This window comes from Pseudomonadota bacterium (assembly GCA_026388275.1).
In the GTDB taxonomy this organism is placed as follows: Bacteria; Desulfobacterota; Syntrophorhabdia; order Syntrophorhabdales; family Syntrophorhabdaceae; genus JAPLKB01.
Genome location: JAPLKB010000055.1, coordinates 22571 through 28924 on the forward strand (window position 1 = coordinate 22571; position 6354 = coordinate 28924).

At 39.8% G+C, this 6354-nt stretch carries 5 protein-coding genes; 3 read left to right on the top strand and 2 right to left on the bottom strand.

What is annotated here, in order from left to right; genetic code table 11:
- Nucleotides 1-15: 15 nt before the first annotated feature.
- Genes NT010_12675 through NT010_12685 form a run of 3 tightly spaced genes read left to right on the top strand, consistent with a single transcriptional unit; the run spans nucleotide 16 to nucleotide 3888 of the window.
- Nucleotides 16-1545, top strand: coding sequence for a glycosyltransferase (locus tag NT010_12675; GenBank protein ID MCX5806895.1), 1530 nt, complete (start codon nucleotides 16-18; stop codon nucleotides 1543-1545).
- A 1-nt stretch (nucleotide 1546) separates the two neighbouring features.
- Nucleotides 1547-2488 carry a glycosyltransferase family 2 protein gene (locus NT010_12680; protein MCX5806896.1) on the top strand — a complete coding sequence of 314 codons (942 nt, stop codon included), beginning with the start codon at nucleotides 1547-1549 and terminating at the stop codon, nucleotides 2486-2488.
- Nucleotides 2437-3888, top strand: a complete 1452-nt coding sequence (locus tag NT010_12685) for a glycosyltransferase (protein MCX5806897.1) — start codon at nucleotides 2437-2439, stop codon at nucleotides 3886-3888. Before NT010_12680 ends, NT010_12685 begins: the two co-directional genes overlap by 52 nt.
- 25 nt (nucleotides 3889-3913) lie before the next feature.
- On the opposite strand, the gene NT010_12690 is transcribed toward NT010_12685, so the two are convergent.
- Together NT010_12690 and NT010_12695 are read right to left on the bottom strand one after the other, a co-directional pair.
- The gene (locus NT010_12690) at nucleotides 3914-5989 is read right to left on the bottom strand and encodes an O-antigen ligase family protein (protein MCX5806898.1); all 2076 of its coding nucleotides are present in this window, start codon (nucleotides 5987-5989) and stop codon (nucleotides 3914-3916) included.
- Nucleotides 5990-6023: 34 nt separating this feature from the next.
- On the bottom strand, nucleotides 6024-6354 hold a 331-nt coding region (locus NT010_12695), incomplete at its 5' end, for an A24 family peptidase (protein MCX5806899.1).

Genomic DNA, 6354 nt, shown 5'->3' on the forward strand with positions numbered 1-6354 from the left:
GCGAGGGCTAATGCCGTGAAAGACCCTGTCGTAACCGTATTAATAACTGTCTTTAACGGTGAGCACTATCTGGGTAAGGCCATAGAGAGTGTTCTTTCTCAGACTTTTTCCGATTTTGAGGTGCTTGTGGTAAATGACGGTTCAATCGATTCAACGAGCAAAATCCTCAATTCATACAAAGATGAGAGGATACGCGTTATCAGCAACAAAGAAAATACAGGGCCGGCTCGCTCATCGAATATAGGTTTAAGAATGGCAAAGGGCCGATATATTGCCCGGATGGATGCTGACGACATATCACTCCCTGAAAGGCTGGAAAAACAGGTTAGGTTTCTGGATTCTCACGAAAAAATAAAACTTATCGGTTCAGCATGGTATGCTATTGATGAAAACGGTCTGGAACAATCTGTTGTCATGCCCCCTCAGGGGCGTCATGCCGTACACTTTATGTGTCATGGCACAATAATGGCAAAAAGAGAATGCATTGAGGCGATCGGTTTTTATAATGAGATATTTCGATACTCCCTGGACTATGATTTTCTTCTTCGTTTTCAAGAAGCTTATGAAATCGGGATACTTGATGAACCTCTCTATAAATTGAGGATTCACTCACAATCCATCTCATATGTAAAAAGAATGGAACAGGAACTTTATGCAATCCTTGCCATAAGAATGGCAGAAAAAAGAAAAAATTCCAATGCCGGCATTTTTGGAAGACTTGACCCCGACCAATCTTCAATGTTGCTTAATGATACACTCAATGCATCATGGCTCAAAAAACGAAAAATGCTTTCCCGATTGTATTGCATCTGGAGTGAAGCTGCCATGTCATCAGATAGAAACAGGGCGGCGCTGTGGTATACCTTGCAGGCATGTGGGTTAAACCCCTTTAACCGATCTGTTTATGCCCTGTTGGTTTATCTCACAGCAAAAACAATAAGAGGCAGGTTTATAGCACTTTTCTATGGTCACTTCTCATGGATCAGGCAAATCTATTGGAACAGCCGGGCCTTCCACATAGATGAAAACTGGGGCGCAAGTCAGAATGACTATGACATATTGAAGGATGTTATAACAACATTCAAACCCGATAGAATCCTCGATGTTGGTTGTGGTACAGGGCGTCTTTTTCCCTTGTTTGACAGCCTTAATGTGAAGGAAGTCGTAGGGCAGGAAGTATCTGCAAAAGCACTGAGGATTGCTAATAAACGTTACACATTAAAGAATATTAAAACAATTAATACCAGTCTTCTTGATTTGGATCTGCCCTCAAAATTCTTTGATCTTGCTGTTTCAAACAGAGTGCTTCAGCATGTCCCTAAAGTTGAAATTGATCTGTATGTAAAGAAACTTGCAGAACTGAGCAAATACATCTATATTAACGAAATGTGCGAAAGTGATGCTGTAGAGGAGTTTTATTATATGTTTCAACATGATTACGAGAAATTGTTTGAAAAGAATGGTTTTTTTGTTCTAAAAAAAGGCATGATAGATAAACAGACGTGGCATCTTTTTGCTTTAAAAAATGTGAAAGGCCTTTCTTGATGTGAAACCACTTGTCAGCATCATTGTCCCTGTATATAACCGCATCGAATACATAGGCGAGGCCATTGAGAGCGTTCTGGCACAGACATATGGCAATTACGAGATTGTCATAATAGATGATGGTTCTGTCGTTGACATATCCGGTGTGCTGTCGTCTTTTCAGGATAAAATCCATTATGTGGTCCAGGGACATAAAGGATTGGCTGTAGCAAGAAATAACGGCATTCATCATTCGACTGGAGAGTATCTGGTTTTTTTAGATGACGATGACCTTCTGGAGCCGAAAAAGCTGGAGATACAGGTTGATGAACTTGAAAAGCGCCCTGATGCGGGATTTGTATTCTCTGATGCATACTACTTTGACGACAGAGATCCATCAAATTTGAGTTTAAACCCTGCCTCGGGCAGAGACAAGAGGTCTGACGATTTTGCAGAGGCAATCTTCTTTGATCCGAATGTCAAGTTTAGCGCAGTAATGTTTCGTCGCCATTGTTTTGATAAAGCAGGGTTCTTCGATGAATATCTGGCACAACATGAGGACGGTGATATCCTGCTACGGGTTGCCCTTTGCCTGCCAACGGTCTTTTCCTCCTATCCCTCTGCAAGGATACGCCAGCATAGGCACAATATGAGCAGCAATCTCGTTGCCCTTTACAGATCAGTCCTGGAAAGCGGACAGAAGATAACCAATTCGCATCCCGAATTCAAGGCACGTCTCGGTTCCAGGGCAAATGAGAGATTCGCTGAAATACATTTCCAACTGGGAAAAGCATACATAAGAAATGGAATGCTAAAAAAAGCTTTTATTCAATTTCTCGAAAGCAGGCGGTTGTCAAAGAAATTTGTAAACCCATACCGCATCTTTTCACGGCTTTCTCGGAGGTTCATGCCATGTATCGAAAAATTCAGGAAGACAGGAAATCTCCCAAAACCGGTAGACTAAAAATTCTACTCGGTGTTCATCAATTTTTTCCTGAGCATCAAACAGGAACTGAAGTATTGACACTGGAACTTGCTCGTGGATTACGCATTTACGATCACACAGTTCATATTCTTACCTGCATTATGGAGCACACGGCACCGTATAAGGCAAAACCATGGCTTACTCATGACGAATATGATGGTTTTCCTGTCCACACGCTCCACTATGGAGTCGGGAACTGGAATAAAATAGCCTTCCTTGAATTGTTTAATCCTGACAGAATTGCCCTTGTTAAAGACTTGGTATCGACTATCACACCTGATATCGCCCATCTAAATCATCTCATCGGTTTTACAGGTGGTATTATTCCAGTGATAAGGGACATGGGCATCCCTGTTGTTTTTGCAGCAACTGATTTCTGGGCAATATGTCCCGCATATACTCTTTACAAAAGGTTTGAGAAAAAGGTATGCGAACCGCCGGTAAACCCTGTCGAATGTCTCAAATGTCTTATGCCGATACCGGAATGGGCGGCAAAAATAGCTTTTCACATGGGGAAAATACCTTTTCACACAATAAGCACCAAGGGACTTGCCTTACATGAACTGCCTCATCGCAGCCAATTCATGGCCAAATATATCAATAGGGCAAATGCCGTGTTTGTTTCTACGGGATTTCTGGCAAGCATTTTAACTAAAGGTGGAATAGACAGACAAAAAATAAATGTGATTCCCTATGGCGTAGATATTGGTGATTTGCCTGAACAACTGCCGATTCCCAATGAATTCACGGAAAAAAATCCCCTCCGACTTGGATTCATCGGAACACTATCCGAAAAAAAAGGTGTTCATGTTGTCTTTGATGCCCTGACTTGCCTTGATGACGTGATGGAGACAAAATCCTCCAATTTTCCAGCCATAGAAAAGGGAGACATGGAAGCAATCCCTGCGGCAAGCAGCCCCCTAACAAAATGCATTGAACTTTTAGTCTATGGGGACATGAAGGAAGGCGATCCTTATTGCAATATGCTACTGGAAAAGGCAAAAACATGTGGCAGTATTGTTCGCTTCATGGGCACATTCCCCCATGAGAGGATCGGTGAGATTTTAAGAGGCATGCACATTCTTGCAGTACCATCTGTCTGGTATGAAAGCTCCCCTCTTGTTTTGACTTCCGCCTTGAATGCCCACGTTCCGCTTATTGTAAGCGATCTTGGGGGGCTTACCGAAATGATTAATGGAGAAAATTATGGCCTCTCCTATCCTGCCGGCGACCCAGGAAGGCTGGCTGGCGCAATATCCCGCACCATAGTTAATCCCGAGCTCATAGTGAATATGCGGCAAAATATGAAAAACTTAAAAAGAAGCACCCTTGATTATGTAAAGGAGGTTGAGTTAGAGTATTTCAAGATATTGTCATAAGACAGGCAATATCAAAAAGGCAATTTTACCGGTTATCACGCGATTCGAGAAAATTGACTCTGTCGTTTAAGTAATTCAAAAACGGCTCTACAGACAGATTCTCCCCTGACTTTATGTTCGAAATGACAAACTTTCTTTCCCGGGCATTATATAGATTATTGCTTGCTATAGCTAATGCCTCGGCAGCATTGCCTTGCCTGTATTCTATCTCTGCCTCAATATCTCTAATTTTATATACATAAAACCCTTTTGGGTTTCTTGATGTCGCATACTTATTCAGATAAGGATCGATTGCACGGGACCACGCTTTTGCCTTCTGAAGTTCATTATTTTTAGCATAAAACACAACTATTTCATAGATATGGTATGGTGATGAAGGATAGTATAGCATCCCCTTCAGTAAATAACCCTCTGCCTTATTTGTTTCACCGAATGATGCGTAGCTCATACCAATAATAAAATAAAGCTCGGAATCTTTATCTCTTTTTTTCTCCATTAAATTTAAATATGCAATCAAATTGTTTTTTATTTCCTCCTTTTTTTTATGATTACCTTCTCTTTCATACAGATTTTTTATACAACTTGCCATTCTTATATAACCTTCATTGTCTGTCGGCATGTCATAGATCGCATCTTTATATGAAAGACAAGCATTAAAGACAAACCCGTTATCTTCCAATGCAACACCATTTTCTATAGATTTCCTGGACATGTTTGTCTTCGTAGTAAAAATGAAAGAACCGATCAAACTGATAATGATTATGCAAGGCACTAAATACGAAAAAGGATTTTTTTTATAACACAAATTAAAATTCTCGTCTGACTCATACTCATTTTTTTCTTCAATAAAAACACCTGAAGATAATGCAAAAAAGGTAATGACATGCACCGGCATATCAAAAGAAAAATCCAAAAGACCAAAAAGGAAACCGCATGCCGTTGAAGCCATAACAGACCAGAATAATGGTTCTTTGCGGCTTTTATATAAAAAGTATATAAATCCGTAAATATAAAATAAAAAACAAAATACCCCGATAATACCAAGTTCAACACCATATTTTAATAACGTACTATGTGCATATTTTGTATATATTCCGCCATCGAAATACTTCCTGTACCCATATTCAAAAGCTCCGGCACCGTATCCGATCACAGGTTTAGCTTTAAAGGCGCTAAAACTATTTTTCCATATCTCAGTTCTTGTATTTAATGTTGCGATTTCAGACTTTGTCATTTGTGCTTTCTTGCCAAGTTCTGCTGTTAATCCCTTGAATTCACCTTTTTTTCCTGTTTGCAGCAACATAAATGTAATTGCTATGCCGGCAATAATAACTGTCAGCATAGTTAAAATGCTTTTCGTGTCTCTTTCCCTCACCATAAAGCCTATAAAAAACAAAGCAGTTACAAAGGAAATTCCTATTGCTGCTCTTGATGTGGATAGGATAAGCCCGGTAATAATACCAGAAGCAGCCGCCATATAAATCCATTTTCTTTGAAAAACACCGAAATATAAAGCCAATGGCAGGACAAAGCACATAAAACCACCAAAGACATTATGATACAAAAAAGAAGAGAAGGGAATTGCCTGCCCCTTTACAATTTCAGCATTTCTCCCACCCTCAAACACCTCGATAAGATTGGGAAACAGCACTTTGGCCTGTACTACCGCACAAAGAGCAGATAAAAATGTACCAAGTACTAGGGCTTTGAGAAGCATATCCTTTTCTTTTGAATGAAGGAATATATACACGCTTCCAATAATCCATATCAAGGTGTTGATCTGGCTCAGTGTGCTGAAAGTGTTCCAGGTATAAATAAAGCTGATTGCGTTTGCCGTTGCAAAAGGTATAAAAAATACAAGAAACCTGTAAAACTCAATCTGACCTATCTCCTTCCTTGTAATATACTGAAAGATAACAACAATAATTAATAATAGTACAAAAGTTGTTTCTATCCAGAACCTGTCAATTGTTATATAGTAAATAGAAAGGTGGTTATTGCCAAGAAATGGAATGAGAAAAAAAAGTATAAATGAAAATATTTGAAGGAGTTTGGCCGCCCTGTTCGGGTTTATGGATTTAATCAGCTTTATCTCGGCCATCAAGATATTTATAATACGCTGTCATTTTAACATTTCACCTTCCTGCAACAATGTTAAGGAACCCATATATAATACTATCCCCAAAAAAAAGAAATATCAATGCACCCAGAGAGAGAAAAGGTCCGAAAGGGATTGCATATTTAGTATCCTCACCCTTTATCAGCATCATGGGAATGCCAATCAATGTCCCCAATAAAGAACCGGACATAAGACTGAAGATTACTCCTTTTATCCCACAGAAAGCGCCTATCATTCCAAGAAGCTTTATATCACCGCCGCCCATACCCTCTCTTTTTCTCAATAGCTGATAACCATAGGCAATGACAAAGAGAATTCCGCCGCCAAGAAATATGCCATACAGTGCA

Bases quoted from the DNA above. Each gene is read 5' to 3' on its own strand.
- NT010_12690 (MCX5806898.1), bottom strand. From the start codon at position 5,989: ATGGCCGAGATAAAGCTGATTAAATCCATAAACCCGAACAGGGCGGCC.
- NT010_12685 (MCX5806897.1), top strand. From the start codon at position 2,437: ATGTATCGAAAAATTCAGGAAGACAGGAAATCTCCCAAAACCGGTAGA.